General features: G+C 73.0%; 14 protein-coding genes. 8 read left to right on the top strand and 6 right to left on the bottom strand.

Annotated features, from left to right (window positions below):
• Nucleotides 1–75: 75 nt before the first annotated feature.
• From ACFWIA_RS04740 to map, 4 genes are all read right to left on the bottom strand, one after another.
• The gene (locus tag ACFWIA_RS04740) at nt 76–1,083 is read right to left on the bottom strand and encodes an ABC transporter permease subunit (protein ID WP_387000394.1); all 1,008 of its coding nucleotides are present in this window, start codon (nt 1,081–1,083) and stop codon (nt 76–78) included.
• Nucleotides 1,080–1,997 carry an ABC transporter ATP-binding protein gene (locus tag ACFWIA_RS04735; RefSeq protein ID WP_387000392.1) on the bottom strand — a complete coding sequence of 306 codons (918 nt, stop codon included), beginning with the start codon at nt 1,995–1,997 and terminating at the stop codon, nt 1,080–1,082. Before ACFWIA_RS04735 ends, ACFWIA_RS04740 begins: the two co-directional genes overlap by 4 nt.
• Nucleotides 1,994–2,404 carry a GntR family transcriptional regulator gene (locus ACFWIA_RS04730; RefSeq protein ID WP_387000389.1) on the bottom strand — a complete coding sequence of 137 codons (411 nt, stop codon included), beginning with the start codon at nt 2,402–2,404 and terminating at the stop codon, nt 1,994–1,996. Before ACFWIA_RS04730 ends, ACFWIA_RS04735 begins: the two co-directional genes overlap by 4 nt.
• A 279-nt stretch (nt 2,405–2,683) precedes the next feature.
• On the bottom strand, nt 2,684–3,541 hold the full coding sequence (gene map / locus ACFWIA_RS04725; protein ID WP_387000387.1) for a type I methionyl aminopeptidase: 858 nt from the start codon (nt 3,539–3,541) through the stop codon (nt 2,684–2,686).
• A gap of 153 nt (nt 3,542–3,694) precedes the next feature.
• On the opposite strand from map, the gene ACFWIA_RS04720 reads away from it, so the two are divergent.
• Entirely contained in the window at nt 3,695–3,928 is a 234-nt protein-coding gene (locus ACFWIA_RS04720) for a hypothetical protein (protein ID WP_387000385.1), read from the top strand.
• Between the two features lie 59 nt (nt 3,929–3,987).
• Here the strand turns inward: ACFWIA_RS04720 and ACFWIA_RS04715 are convergent, their stop codons facing one another.
• Nucleotides 3,988–5,238: an MFS transporter gene (locus ACFWIA_RS04715; RefSeq protein ID WP_387000479.1), complete on the bottom strand. Its 1,251-nt coding sequence runs from the start codon at nt 5,236–5,238 to the stop codon at nt 3,988–3,990.
• Between the two features lie 331 nt (nt 5,239–5,569).
• Here ACFWIA_RS04715 and ACFWIA_RS04710 point away from each other — a divergent pair, with 331 nt between their 5' ends.
• The 6 genes from ACFWIA_RS04710 to ACFWIA_RS04685 all read left to right on the top strand — a co-directional run bounded on the left by ACFWIA_RS04710 (nt 5,570) and on the right by ACFWIA_RS04685 (nt 9,046).
• Entirely contained in the window at nt 5,570–6,034 is a 465-nt protein-coding gene (locus ACFWIA_RS04710) for a TM2 domain-containing protein (RefSeq protein WP_387000383.1), read from the top strand.
• Entirely contained in the window at nt 6,024–6,443 is a 420-nt protein-coding gene (locus tag ACFWIA_RS04705) for a DUF2752 domain-containing protein (protein WP_387000381.1), read from the top strand. The genes ACFWIA_RS04710 and ACFWIA_RS04705 overlap by 11 nt, the downstream gene beginning before the upstream one ends.
• A gap of 273 nt (nt 6,444–6,716) precedes the next feature.
• Nucleotides 6,717–6,980 carry a TM2 domain-containing protein gene (locus ACFWIA_RS04700; RefSeq protein ID WP_385485890.1) on the top strand — a complete coding sequence of 88 codons (264 nt, stop codon included), beginning with the start codon at nt 6,717–6,719 and terminating at the stop codon, nt 6,978–6,980.
• Nucleotides 6,981–7,423: 443 nt separating this feature from the next.
• Entirely contained in the window at nt 7,424–7,816 is a 393-nt protein-coding gene (locus ACFWIA_RS04695) for a VOC family protein (protein ID WP_387000378.1), read from the top strand.
• A 165-nt stretch (nt 7,817–7,981) separates the two neighbouring features.
• Entirely contained in the window at nt 7,982–8,713 is a 732-nt protein-coding gene (npdG, locus tag ACFWIA_RS04690; protein ID WP_387000376.1) for an NADPH-dependent F420 reductase, read from the top strand.
• Between the two features lie 141 nt (nt 8,714–8,854).
• A complete protein-coding gene (locus ACFWIA_RS04685) occupies nt 8,855–9,046 on the top strand; it encodes a hypothetical protein (RefSeq protein ID WP_387000374.1) in 192 nt (63 codons plus the stop codon).
• Nucleotides 9,047–9,059: 13 nt separating this feature from the next.
• On the opposite strand, the gene ACFWIA_RS04680 is transcribed toward ACFWIA_RS04685, so the two are convergent.
• On the bottom strand, nt 9,060–9,857 hold the full coding sequence (locus tag ACFWIA_RS04680; RefSeq protein WP_387000372.1) for a site-2 protease family protein: 798 nt from the start codon (nt 9,855–9,857) through the stop codon (nt 9,060–9,062).
• A gap of 181 nt (nt 9,858–10,038) precedes the next feature.
• On the opposite strand from ACFWIA_RS04680, the gene ACFWIA_RS04675 reads away from it, so the two are divergent.
• On the top strand, nt 10,039–13,314 hold the full coding sequence (locus ACFWIA_RS04675; RefSeq protein ID WP_387000370.1) for a BTAD domain-containing putative transcriptional regulator: 3,276 nt from the start codon (nt 10,039–10,041) through the stop codon (nt 13,312–13,314).
• The last annotated feature ends 10 nt before the right edge of the window (nt 13,315–13,324 follow it).

Here is a 13,324-nt window from a genome sequence, read left to right as displayed (position 1 = left end):
TCCGACAGGCTGTCGGGAAAAAATGTACCCGGACGGGGGTGTGTTGGTCACCCCCGTCCGGGAAGCAGTTCCCCCTCAGGCCGGACGTCTCCGCAGCCATGCCGTGCCGCCCCAGGTCAGCATGCCGGCGAGCAGCACGTAGAGCCCCGTCTCCAGGAGCTGGAACGTCCAGTACCGGTCCTTCGGCTGGTAGGCCACGTCGACCCAGAGCTTCATCGACTCGATGCACTCCGCCCGGGGCGGGAATCCCTGGTGGGCGCAGATCTCCGCGCCCCTCGCGACCTTCCCCGAGGCGTCGACGGCGGTGCCCGGCCCGGACACCACCCAGTCGCCCGCCATCGAGATGGTCACCTCCAGGCGGGTGTCGCTGCCGGAACCCCGGTGCCGGAGGCCCAGGCCCGTGATCCCGGACTTGGACCAGCCCTCGGAGCCGGTCACCGGCACCGTCTTGGTGGTCGGCGTCATGAGGTGCGGGCGCACTGCCAGCGGGACCAGGACCTGCACCCCCAACACCACGACCATCGTGACGACCACGGCGGCCACGGTGCGGCGGACCAGCAGCCCGGTGCACACCCCCACCGCGAAGGCGAAGGCCGCGTACCCGAGCGGCACCACTCCGCGCGCCTCGAAGACCAGCGGGGTGAACCGGTCCTGGGCGATCGCGTCGATCGGCCGGGCCCACCAGGTCACCATCAGGCTCAGCACCCCCGTGACCAGCACCGCGGCGGCGCCCACGACCAGCAGCCGGACCAGCAGCCAACGGGTCCGGGAGATGCTCTGGTTCCAGATGAGCCGGTGCGTCCCGCTCTCCACCTCACGTGCGACCAGGGGAGCGCCCCACACCATTCCCAGCAGCGCGGGCGCCGCGATGAGCACCACGGAGACCAGGCCGGCCAGTGTCTGTTGTTCCTGGACGTACGAGTTGAGCGAGTCCCCGCACCCGTTTCCGCAGGCGGCCCGGATCTCCGCGAAGCCGGCACGCATGTTCCGGCCGGTGATCAGCAGGAAGACCCCGAACGCCGCCAGCGCGCCGAGTGCCACGGCGCCCTGCACCCGGAACTGCCGCCAGGTCAGCCACATCATGAGCGGACCCCCTGTTCCCGGCCCTGCTTGCCGCCTGCGCCCGTGGGCAGGTCCTGCGGGTCCTGGGCCATGTAGAGGAGGACGAGGTCCTCCAGGCCGAGCGGCTCCATCTCCCACGCCGGGTCGGGCACGTCGATGACCGACCGCACCACGAAGGTGCTCTGCCGCTCGGTGTGCTGTTCCCGGACCACCTCCAGCCCCGGCGGCAGCGCGTCGCGGTCCCGACGGGAGGTGGTGAGCCGGAAGTGCGTGGCGAGCAGGTCCTCCACGTCCCCGGCGAGTCGGACCCGCGAGCCGACCAGGGTGATCAGGTGGTCGCAGGTGCGCTCCAGATCGGCGATCAGGTGCGAGGAGAGGATCACGGAGGTTCCGTACTCCGCCACGTGCTCCATCAGTCCCTGGTGGAACTCCCGCCGGGCCAGCGGGTCCAGTGCGGCCACCGGTTCGTCGAGGATCAGCAGCTCGGGCCGCTTGGCGACGGCCAGGGTGAGGGCGAGTTGGGAGCGCTGGCCCCCGGAGAGTCCCCCCGCCCGTTGCTCGGGGTCGAGGCCGAGCCGGGCGATCCGTCGGGCCGCCAGCCGGGCGTCCCAGCCCGGGTTCAGTCGCTCGCCGAGCCGTAAGTGCTCGGAGACGGTCAGCCGCGCGTACACGGGACTGTCCTGGGCGACGAAACCGACCCGGGCCAGCTGGGCGGGACCGCTGCCGGGCCGTTCGCCGAGTACGCGCAGGGTGCCCGAGGTGGGGGTGAGCAGCCCGCAGGCGAGTTGCAACAGGGTCGACTTCCCTGCGCCGTTCGGCCCGACGAGGCCGACCACGTGGCCGGCGGGCACGCTGAGGGAGCAGTCGCTGAGCGCGGTGCGTCGGCCGTACCGCTTGGTGAGCCCGGTGGCCTCCAGGGCCGGCGCCGTGTTCACCGCGCGGCCCCGGTCCCCGGCAGGGGGTCACCGGTGCGGTCCCCGAGCGTGCTCTGGAACAGCGCCTCGATGCTCTCCTCGGCGAGCCCCGCCGCCCGCGCCCGGGCCAGCCAGTCGACCAGTTCGCGCCGGAGCGGTTCGTACTCGGGGTGGACGGTGTCGTCCAGGGTGCGGGTGACGAAGGTGCCGACCCCGGGCCTGGGCGCGACCAGGCCCGCGTACTCCAGTTCGCGGTACGCCTTGAGCACGGTGTTGGGGTTCACCGCCATCTGCGCGGCGACCTCCTTGACGGTCGGCAGTCGGTCGCCCTCCGTCAGTACGCCCAGCCGTAGCGCCCGGTGGACCTGGTCGACGAGCTGTCGGTAGGGCGGCACGCCCGATCGCGTGTCGAGGTGGAACTCGATCATGCTGTCCCTCGCTCCTCTCTATTCATCTAGCTAACTAGCACTATAGAACCATCGAGAAAGTAGGAACCGCGTGAAGTCACCCGCGAGTGCGCGGTGGTTGCTCGCCGCTGCCCCACTGGACAACGCACCCCGGCAGGGACGCACCTCAGGGGCGCGGGGAACTGCGCGAGCAACCACCGCGCACCCGCAGGTTCCCGACAGGGGGACGCACAGCGAAGAGCCCGCCCCCGGACGAGAAACCGGGAACGGGCTCAAGCAAGAGCGGGTGCAGCCGAAGGGCTAAGGCAACGTGAGGATCTCCGTACCACTGTCGGTGACGACCAACGTGTGCTCGAACTGAGCGGTCCGCCGACGATCCTTCGTGACGACCGTCCAGCCGTCCTCCCACAGGTCGTACTCGTGCGTGCCAAGAGTCAGCATCGGCTCGATCGTGAACGTCATGCCCGGCTGGATCACCGTCGTGGCGTGCGGACTGTCGTAGTGCGGGACGATCAGGCCGGAGTGGAACGACGTGTTGATGCCGTGCCCCGTGAAGTCCCGGACGACCCCGTACCCGAACCGCTTGGCGTACGACTCGATGACCCGCCCGATCACGTTGATCTGCCGGCCCGGCCGGACCGCCTTGATCGCCCGGTCCAGGGACTCCCGGGTCCGCTCCACGAGCAGCCGCGACTCCTCGTCCACGTCCCCGACGAAGTACGTGGCGTTGTTGTCGCCGTGCACCCCGCCGATGAACGCGGTGACGTCCAGATTGACGATGTCGCCGTCGCGCAGCACCGTCGAGTCGGGGATGCCGTGGCAGATCACCTCGTTGACGGAGGTGCACAGCGACTTCGGGAACCCCCGGTAGCCCAGGGTGGACGGGTAGGCGCCGTGGTCGCACAGGTACTCGTGCGCGACCCGGTCGAGCGCGTCCGTGGTCACACCGGGCGCGATGGCGCTCGCCGCCTCGGCCATGGCCCGCGCGGCGATGCCGCCCGCGATCCGCATCCGCTCGATGGTCTCGGCGTCCTGGACCTCGGAGCCGGTGTAAGGGGCGGGGCCGGGCTTGCCCACGTACGCCGGACGGATGATGTGCCCCGGGACGGTACGGGTGGGGGAGAGCTCGCCGGGCACGAGCAGTGGCTGCGCAGACATGCAGCGAGTGTAGCCAGCCCGGACCGGGCGGCATGGTCCGAACATCTGCCGGGTAGGCGGTCAGCGGTACCGCAACGGCGGGTGCCGACCCGGTGCACGGGACCCCGCCGGGCGCGACGGGCGCGATGTGCGCCAGGAGAGGAAGATGGGCACATGGCGCTGTTCAAGAAGCGGGCGGTGGGCAAGCCGGGCGAGTGGTACTACTGCCTGGAGCACCAGAAGGTGGAGGAGGGCCCCGAGTGTCCCGCCAAGGACCGGCTCGGACCGTACCCCTCCGCCGAGGAGGCCCGGGCGGCGATGGAGATCGCCCGCGAGCGCAACCACGAGTGGGAGAACGACCCGCGCTGGCACGATGCGGCGGCCCGCGGCGAGGACGACGACCGCTGACCCCGTGACGCGGAACCGTCCGAGGTGCGGGGGCGTGACGCCCCCGCACGTCCGACGCCTCACGCCCCCGCGGTCGCGGCCTTCTTGCGCAGGGCGTCGGGATCGGTCTCCGCGTCGTACGTGAACAGCTTCGGCAGGGTGGCCGACAGCAGGGCGACCGAGGCCACGCAGGCCAGCCCGCCGGACCAGAACGCCGCCCGGGTCCCCGTCCAGCTCGCCATCGCGCCCGCGCGGACCTGCCCGAGCTGCGGGCCCACGCTGTACGACAGCACCTCGATGCCCGCCAGCCGGCCGCGCAGGTGGTCCGGGATCGTCTGGTTCCAGATGGTGCTCCGGCCCAGCCCGCTGATCAGGTCGCCGGCCCCGGCGAACGCGAGGCACAGCAGCACCGGCCACACCGTCTCGAACCAGCCCGCCGCCGCGATGGACAGCCCCCACAGGGTGGCGCCCCCGATCACCAGCAGACCGTGCCGCCGGGAGCGGGAGAGCCAGCCGCTGGTGAGGCTGACGGCCAGCGAGCCGATCGCCCCCGCCGCGTACATCAGCCCGAGCGCCCACTCGGCGTCCAACTCGTCGGCGAGGAAGGGGAAGATGACGTTCGGGAAGGCGAAGAACATCGCCGCGAGGTCGATCGCGTACGTGCCCACCAGCACGGGGCGCGACCAGGCGTACCGCGCGCCCTCCGTGAGCGCGCGCAGGGACGGCTTCTCGGCGTCGCGGGACGGCGGCGCGGGAGCGAGACGTCGACACATCACCACCGACACCACGAACGTGAACAGGGTGATCCCGTACGCCGCCGCGCTGCCCCAGAACGCCACGACGACCCCCGCCAGCGTCGGGCCCGCGATCTCCCCGGCCTGCCAGCGCAGGGAGTTGAGGGCCGCCGCCGCGGCGAGTTGATCGTGCGGGACGATCCGGGCTATCAGCGAGTCCAGCGCCGGACGCTGGAGACCGACCAGCGCGGCGACGCCCGCGGCCACCAGGTACAGCGGCCACAGCATCGGCTCCGGCAACAACGCGTTCACCAAGAGGACCAGCGCCAGGAACCCGAGCCCCGCCTCCGTCGCGACGATCACCTTGCGGCGGTCCACCGCATCGGCGAGGGCGCCCCCGTACAGTCCGAAGACGACCAGCGGCACCAGCTCCACCGCGCCCATCGCCCCGACCGCCAAGGGGGAGCCCGTCAGGTCCTTGATCTGGAGGGGCAGCGCGATGAGGGCCATCGCCGCACCGCAGTAGGTGATCAGGCCCTGGGTCCACAACAGCCGGAAGTCCGGGGTGGACCGCCAGGGCGCGAGGTCGGGCAACAGGGAGCGGAGCCGACCCGGCGGGGCGGGGTCCGCAGGCGCCGGGGCCCCCGGAGTGACGGACTGCGGCGGTTCGTCGGGCCTGACGGGGTCGGGAGTCACGCGTCCCCATCCTCCGGGGTGAGCCGACCGCCGGCAAACGGATTTCCGCCCCCGCCGGTCGACCCGGCCGGAATTCCCCCGTCCACCCGGACCGTCCCGTCACGGACGTCACCCCCCGTACCGGACTGCGGGCCTCCACCGTCCGGGGATTTCCCCGAGGCCGTTCCGTCCTGCAAGATGACCCGAGATTTCGTCCCCGTCAGCGCGTCAGCGCGCACCGGAAGCAGGAGCCTTGAGCGAGCAGCCTCCCCAGCCCCCGTCCGGCCACCCGGGCTACCCGGGCACCGGCCCGAACGACCAGAACCCGTACGGTGCCCCCACGCCCAACCCCTACCAGCAGCAGGCCCCGCCGCAGCAGCCCGGCTACGGCTATCCGCAGCAGGCGGCCGGCTACGGGTACCCGCAGCAGGGCGGCTACGTGCCCCCGGGCACGTACACGGGTGACCCCAACGCCCCCTACGGCTACGACCCCATGGGCCGTCCGTACTCCGAGAAGTCGAAGGTCGTCGCCGGCGTGCTCTCGCTGCTCCTGGGCAGCTTCGGCGTCGGCCGCTTCTACATAGGTCACGTCGGTCTGGGTCTCGCCCAGCTCTTCACCTGCGGCGGTCTGGGCATCTGGGCCCTCATCGACGGCATCGTCATCCTCGCCGGCAGCGACACGACCGACTCCCAGGGACGGCCGCTGCGTGGCGGCTGACACCCCGGTCGCGCGCGGTGCGGCGGCGCGGCTCCTGCGGAACCCGGCGGTGGCACCCGTGGTGGTGCTCACCGCCGGGCTACTGGGCGCCGGCTACCTGTACGTCACCGATCCGCACGAGGGCGGCCAGTTCCTGCCGCGCTGCCCGTTCCGCCTGGTCACCGGCTTGCTCTGCCCCGCCTGCGGCGGAACCCGCATGGTCTACGACCTGATGCACGGTCACTTCGCCGCAGCCTGGGCCGACAACCGGATGCTGCTGCTCGCCGCGCCCTTCGCCCTGGCGCTCCTGGGCCGCTGGGCGTTCGAGGGGCTGCGCGGACGTCGCTGGCGGCCCGCGTTCGGCCGGCGGACCCAGATCGTGATCCTCTCCGTCGCGGTGCTGTGGACCGTGGTGCGCAACACCGTGTGATCGTGCGCGCCGTGTGACCTCGCGCACGGTTGCCGGGTCCCGCCGAACGACGGTCACGGCTACCCGTCGGAAGAGTGTCGTGAATCACTGGTTTGATCACGGTACGGGCACGATCTCCCCCGCCCCCTCCCGCCAGGGGGGTCGCGCTCTTTACGCTGCCACGTCACAGGGGGGCGATGCAGAGTGCGGCGGTCTACGCCGGGCTTTCCTCCTGCGTTCGTACCGGAACAATCAGATTCGGTACCAGTTCCGCTCAAACCAGGAGAAACACTCATGGCCGTCCCCACGCCTGACGCCCCCTTCGGGTACGACCCCCAGGGCCGTCCCTACTCGGACAAGTCCAAGATCGTCGCCGGCATCCTCCAGCTGTTCCTGGGCACGCTCGGCATCGGACGCTTCTACGTCGGCTCCGTCGGCGTCGGTGTCGCTCAGCTCCTCACCTGCGGTGGTCTGGGCATATGGGCCCTCATCGACGGAATCCTGTTCCTCACGAGCAGCGACCGCACCGACAAGGACGGCCGCGTCCTGCGCGGCTGAGTCCTCGCCGCTCCCGGCCGCCGCTGCGGTCAGGGTTCCCGGGCACCCACCCGGGAGTGATCCGCCACGACGCCACCGCTGCCCGGCCGCTCCCCGGCAGCGCGACCGTCGTGACGTGAGGGCGCGAAGCCCGGTCCACGGCGGACGGCGGACGTCCGCACACGTGAAGCGCACGGCCCCGGTCGTGCCGTCACTCGCCTCGGGGGGAATCCGGGGGGACCAGAACGTCGGGGGAACCACACGGACGACCCGGCGACGCGCCCGACGAAGCACCGCACCGGCTCGACCGGCGCGACCCACCCTGACCGGCACCCGATCACCCGGTGACCGATGAGCGCACCCCGAGGGAGGTGTGCGGGCCAACCGCCCGCACACCTCCCTCACCCGTTGGCCCTCGCGAATCAGGACCGCAGCCGTCCTCTACGCGTCATAGCGTCTGCCGCATGAGCACTGGCACGACACCCGCACCCGCACCCGCGATCCGCTTCTCGGTGGTCACCTTCGACTGCCCGGACCCCGCCGAACTGGCCCGCTTCTACGGCGAGGCCCTCGACCTGCCCGTCGCCTACTCCACCGACGACTTCGTCCTGCTCGCCCGCGAGGGCTCGGTCGGACTGGGGCTCAACCGCCTGGTCGACTACCGGCGCCCCACCTGGCCGGACCCCTCCCAGGAGAAGCAGGCCCACCTGGAACTGGGGGTCGACGACCTGGACGCCGCCCAGGCCCGGCTGCTCGCGCTGGGGGCCGTCGAGCCCGCGGCCCAGCCGGAACCCGACCGGTGGCGGGTCCTGCTGGACCCCGCGGGCCACCCGTTCTGCATCACCACGGTGGTCTGAGCCCGGCCGTCTCGCACCGAACGCAACCTACGGGCCGGGCAGTTGGGCCGCGAGCCGTTGGCGGGCCGGGTGGGCGGTGCAGTCGGCGGCGGCCCGACCTCCGCCGTGCGCGGCCGTGAGGTCCGCCACGCTGAACGAGATCACCGCGGCGCATAGGGTCGGGGCATGACTTCCACCGAGAGCGCACCGTCCGCTTCCCCCACACCCCCTCCCGCGAAGGCGCCCGCCAAGGACCCCCGGGAGCTGCCCGACGTCTCCGGGCTCGTCGTCGGAGTGCTCGGCGGCACCGGCGACCAGGGGCGCGGCCTCGCCTACCGGCTGGCCCGCGCCGGCCAGCGGGTGGTCATCGGGTCCCGGGCCGCGGAACGGGCCGAGGCCGCCGCCGCGGAACTCGGCCTCGGGATCGAGGGCGCCGACAACGCGGAGTGCGCCCGGCGCAGCGACGTCGTGATCATCGCGGTGCCCTGGGACGGCCACGCCAAGACCCTGGAGTCGCTGCGCGACGAACTGCGCGGCAAGATCGTCGTCGACTGCGTCAACCCGCTCGGCTTCGACAAGCAGGGCGCCTACGCGCTCAAGCCGGAGGAGGGCAGCGCCGCCCAACAGGCCGCCGCGCTGCTCCCGGAGTCCCGGGTGACCGCCGCCTTCCACCACCTGTCGGCGGTCCTCCTCCAGGACGCCTCGATCGAGGAGATCGACACCGACGTCATGGTGCTCGGGGAGTCCCGCGCCGACACCGACGTCGTCCAGGCCCTCGCCGGCCGCGTCCCCGGGATGCGCGGGGTGTTCGCCGGTCGGCTGCGCAACGCCCATCAGGTCGAGTCGCTGGTGGCCAACCTGATCTCCGTCAACCGTCGCTACAAGGCGCACGCCGGACTGCGGGTCACGGACGTCTGACCGGCGGCGCGCGTCCCGGCCGGCCCGGCCGTCAGCCGAACGGGCGCCGGGCCCGGTGGGCGCGCGGGGGGCGTGCGGGCGGCCCGGGGACGATGGGGGACACTGGAGCGAAGCAGTGTCCCCCGACAGGAGCCGACCCCCATGTCCCGCCTCGCCCTCTTCGCCCTCGTGGTCTGCCTGCTCGCCGTCGCCGCGGCGGTCGTGTCGTTCGTCAACGGCAGTTGGCTCGGCGTCCTGTGGGTGCTGATGGCGGGACTGTCGTCCAACATGGCCTGGTACTACGTGCGGCGCGACCGGCTGCGGGCCCGCACCGCCCCGACCGGCGGCGGCTGATCCCCCGCGGGGCTCACGGCGCCTCGCACAGCGGATTCGTGTCCCGCCAGAACCGGAACAGGTCGTACCCGCAGTACGTCTCCAGGTCCCCGACGCCCAGCGAGCGCAACAGCGCGTCGACCACGTCGAAGAACGTCCGGTTGACCTCGGGGATCCACAGCACCGCGAAGACGAACAGCAGACCGAAGGGTGCGAACGGCTCCACCTGGCGCCGCACCCGGTGCGACAGCCACGGCTCGATGACGCCGTAGCCGTCGAGTCCGGGCACCGGCAGGAAGTTCAGGATCGCCGCGGTGACCTGGAGCAACGCCAGGAACCCCAGTGCGTAGCGGAACGTCGCCGGGACCCCGTCCAGCACGTCCAGCCAGAACGGCGCCGTGCACACGACGGCGAACAGCACGTTCGTCAGCGGCCCGGCCGCCGAGATCAGGCTGTGCTTCCAGCGCCCCTGGATGCGGTGGCGCTCGATGAAGACGGCACCGCCCGGCAGACCGATCCCGCCCATGATCACGAACACCACCGGCAGCACGACGCTCAGCAGGGCGTGCGTGTACTTCAGCGGGTTCAGCGTCAGATAGCCCTTGGCCCCGATGGTGAGGTCACCGCCGTGCAGCGCGGTGCGCGCGTGCGCGTACTCGTGCAGGCACAGCGAGACGATCCACGCACCGGTCACGAACAGGAACACCGCGAGACCGGGCACCTCGGCGAAGTCCGTCCAGGTCGCCCACCCCGCGACGGCGGTCACGGCGACGATCCCCAGGAACACGGGGCTGATCCGGCGGTCGCCGCGGGGGATCGTAGCGGTGGTCATCTCACACGTCTCCTGGGTACGGACGGGGCGGTACACGGCACCGGGCCGGCATCCGCCGCGGACCGACGGCCGCCCGGAGGCCACCGCCTGCCCGACCGTACCGGTCCACGGGGAGAACGTCCCACCACGGGACGGAGGTTCCGGGCGCGGGCCCGTCCCCGCGACGGGGGACAATGGGTCCGTGCACTACCGCATCCTCGGCCCCACCCAGGCACTGAGTGCCGACGGAACCGTACTCCCCGTCGGTGGCGCTCGGCTGCGTGCCCTGTTGACCTCGCTCGCCCTGCGGCCGGACCGGACCGTCCCGGTGTCGCTGCTGATCGACGACGTCTGGGGCGCCGACCCCCCGGCCGACGCCACCGGGGCGCTCCAGGCCCTCGTGGGACGGCTCCGCCGCGGGCTCGGCGCCGACACCGTCGCCTCCACGGCCGGCGGCTACCGGCTGCGCGTGGACGCCGACCGGGTCGACCTGCACCGGTTCGAACGGCTGGCCTCCGAGGGCGCCCGCGCCCTCACCGAGGGCGACTCCGGCAAGGCGGTCGAGGTCCTGGACCAGGCGCTCGACCTGTGGCGCGGCCCCGCGCTCGCCGACCTCCCCGACCGCACCGCCGACGCCGCCCGGCTGTCCGCCCTGCGCCTCGCCGCGCACCGGGACCGCCTCGCCGCCGTCGTCGCCCTCGGGGACGTGCACGCCGCGCTGCCCGAACTGACCGCGCTCTGTGCGGAACAGCCCCTGGACGAACCGCTCCAGGCGCTGCGCATCCGCGCCCTACGGGACTCCGGACGCACCGCCCAGGCACTCGACGCGTACGGCGCCGTCCGCGCGGAACTCGCCGAACGCCTCGGTAGTGAACCCGGGCCCGAACTGCGCGCCCTGCACCAGGAACTCCTGCGCACGGCCGCCGAGCCGACCCCCACCGGCCGACCCTCACCCACGCCGGCCCCGTCCGCCCGGCCCGGCAACCTGCCCGCCCGGCTGACCTCCTTCGTCGGGCGGACCGCGGACATCGACGCCATCCGGGACGACCTCCGCCGGGCCCGACTCATCACCCTGCTGGGGCCCGGCGGCGCCGGCAAGACCCGACTGTCGTGGGAAGCCGCCGAGAGCGTCGCCGCCGACTTCCCGGACGGCACCTGGCTGGTGGAACTCGCCCCGGTCGAGGACCCCGACGACGTACCGGAGGCGGTGCTCACCGCTCTCGGCGCCCGGGAGACCGTGCTGCGCGGCGGCGGCGCCGAGGAGATGCGGGCCGCCACCGAACAGCACCCCCACGATCCGCTGCGCAGGCTCGCCGAGTACTGCCGATCACGCCGACTGCTGCTGGTCCTCGACAACTGCGAGCACGTCATCGGCGCCGCCGCCCGGCTCGCCGCCCACGTGCTCGCCCACTGCCCGGGGCTGACCGTCCTCGCCACCAGCCGGGAACCCCTCGCCGTGCCGGGCGAGTTCGTACGGCCCGTGGAGCCCTTGCCCGAGCCGTTCGCGCTGCGGCTGCTCGCCGACCGGGGGGCCGCGGCCCGCCCCGGCCTCCGCATCGCGGACGATCCGGCCGCCGCCGAGATCTGCCGCAGGCTGGACGGGCTGCCGCTCGCCATCGAACTCGCCGCGGCCCGGCTCCGGATGCTGACGCCCCGTCAGATAGTCGACCGGTTGGACGACCGGTTCCGGCTGCTGACCGGCGGCGCCCGCACCGTGCTGCCCCGCCAACAGACGCTGCGCGCGGTGGTCGACTGGTCCTGGGAACTGCTCGACGCCGAGGAGCGCACCGTGCTGCGGCGGCTGGCCGTCTTCGCCGGTGGCTGGGACCTGGCGGCGGCCGAGGCGGTGGGCGGACCCGCCGCCCTGGACGTCCTGGGCTCCCTGGTCGACAAGTCCCTGGTGGTGGCCGGGCCCGGCCCGGACGCGACCATGCGGTACCGGCTCCTGGAGACCGTCGCCGAGTACGCGGCGGAACGCCTCGACGAGGCGGGCGAGCGGACCGCCACCGAACGCGCCCACCTCGTCCACTACCGCGAACTCGCCCGCACCACCGACCCGCTGCTGCGGGGCGCCGGACAACTCGCGGCGATCCAGCGGCTCACCACCGAGTACGAGAACCTGCGCACCGCCCTGCGGCACGCCGTCGCGGCCCGGTACGAACAGGAGGCCCTGTGCCTGGTGCTGTCCCTCGCCTGGTTCTGGCAGATCCACGACCTGCGCGGTGACGCCCGCACCTGGGCGCGGGAGGCCGGGGCGCTCGGCCCCGACCCCTTCACCGCGCCCGTGACCCCGGCCCGTCCGCTGCACCGCTCGCCGATCGCGGCGCCCCCGCCGATGGCGCCGGACGTGCTGGCGGAGGCCCGGCGCGGTGTCCACCTCGTCCACCTCGCCTGCATGGACATGGAGTTCGGCGCCTGGCAGACCGAGGAGGCGACGGCCCGGTTGCAGGGGGTCGTCGCCTCGTACCGGCCGGGCCTGCCGCAGACCTGCCGTTACCCCGGCTACCTGTGGTTCTTCGCGGTGCTCCTCACCCAGGACAGGGAAGCGACGGCGGGCGTCATCGACGGGACCGTCGAGGCCTGCCGGACCTACGGCCACACCTGGGAACTGGCCCACGCCCTCCACATGCGGGCGAACATGGCAGCCAGCGGGTCCGACCGGGGCAACGACCCCCTTCGGGACGCCGACGAGGCCCTGGGGATCTTCCGTGAGGTCGGTGACGCGTGGGGCGCGGCGGAGGCGCTGTCCGCACGGGCCGAGACCTATGAGCGGCGGGGCGACTTCACGCGGGCCGCGGCCGACTACCAGGAGGCCATCGTCCTCTCCCGCGGCCTCGGTGCCCACGGGCAGGTGGCCGTGCTGCGGGCCCGGCTCGGGGGCGCCTGGATCGAGAGCGGGGAGCGGGCCGACCAGGGGGAGGCCGTGCTCCGCGAGATCGCCGACGAGCAACAGGACAACGTCACGGGCGCCATGCCCGCGGCCCGGATCTTCCTCGCGGTGCACCTGGGGCGCACCGGGCGGGTGCCCCAGGCGCGGGCCCAGGTGCGGTCGCTGCGGGAGAAGTTCGGCGCCGTCAGGTTCGTGGTCTTCGACTCCTACATCACCGGGATCGAGGGCTGGCTCGACGTACTGGACCGGCGGTACGACTCCGCGACCGCGCTGTTGCGCACCGCGCTGGAGCGCTCCGGCGACCCCATCTGCCTGATGATGGCCCCGCAGTTGGTGGCCACGAACATGCTGGTCGGGGCCCTCCTGCTCAGTGAGCGGGACGGCGGCGCCCAGATGCGGGACGCCGCCCGGCTCCTCGGGGTGCACGCGGCGCTGCGGCCGGCCGGACACCACTACTCGGTGGTCGAGCGGGAGACGATGGCCCGCACGGAGGCCGCCGTCCGGGCGGCCCTGGGCGAGGCGGACGGTGCCGCCGCCCGTGCCGAGGGCGCCGCCATGACCCTGGAGGCGGCCACCGCCCTGCTCTGACGGGCGCCGG

Origin of the sequence: Streptomyces sp. NPDC127068 (genome assembly GCF_042724695.1) — a bacterium.
Taxonomy (GTDB): domain Bacteria; phylum Actinomycetota; class Actinomycetes; order Streptomycetales; family Streptomycetaceae; genus Streptomyces.
The sequence above is the reverse complement of the archived record's forward strand: the minus strand, read 5'-3'. Positions and strand labels throughout refer to the sequence as shown.